2 tRNA genes and 1 rRNA gene are annotated in these 674 nt (G+C 38.4%); all 3 read right to left on the reverse strand.

The features are described from left to right. Positions 1-217: 217 nt before the first annotated feature. A tRNA-Ala gene (locus tag EOJ36_RS11840) sits at positions 218-291 on the reverse strand. A gap of 111 nt (positions 292-402) precedes the next feature. Next, positions 403-476: transfer RNA gene (locus EOJ36_RS11845), tRNA-Ile, on the reverse strand. A gap of 139 nt (positions 477-615) precedes the next feature. Beyond that, positions 616-674 (reverse strand): 16S ribosomal RNA (locus EOJ36_RS11850); the annotation flags it as partial.

The following is a 674-nucleotide window of genomic DNA, read 5'->3' on the forward strand; positions in this document are numbered from 1 at the left end:
GCCTCTTACTAATTTCTTCTCTCTAATTGATACTCCTAGCTATTTATAAAAACTCCTCGTTTGAAGTCTTTTTTTTCTTTTTTTACTCTTTACTCTTTAACTTTAGCTCAATTTTTCTTCAGTTCTTAGATTCTTCAGTTCTTAGATTCTTCAGTTCTTAGATTCTTCAGTTCTTAGATTCTTCAGTTCTTAGATTCTTCAGTTCTAAAGTTTTGGGTGGAGAATAACGGATTCGAACCGTTGACCCCCTGCGTGCAAGGCAGGTGCTCTAGCCAGCTGAGCTAATCCCCCAAAATTCTTTTAAGGTCTTGCTCTTTTCTTTCAACAACCACAAGGGTTGTTGCTTGCTCACTATTCACTTCAATAACCACAAGGGTTATTGCTGCTCGCTCACTTTTATTGTGGGCCTGCGTGGACTCGAACCACGGACCTCTACATTATCAGTGTAGCGCTCTAACCACCTGAGCTACAAGCCCCTTTTTTAAATTGTTAATGGTTAATGGTTAATGGTTAATGAGATTGCTTAAAACAACCTATCATTAATCATTTACAATTGATAATTAACAATTATCTTGATGTGTTTGATAAAAGTAGACTCTTAAATAGCTTCTCCAGAAAGGAGGTGTTCCAGCCACACCTTCCGGTACGGCTACCTTGTTACGACTTAGCCCCAA

Origin of the sequence: Sandaracinomonas limnophila, assembly GCF_004005965.1 — a bacterium.
Lineage (GTDB): Bacteria > Bacteroidota > Bacteroidia > Cytophagales > Spirosomataceae > Sandaracinomonas > Sandaracinomonas limnophila.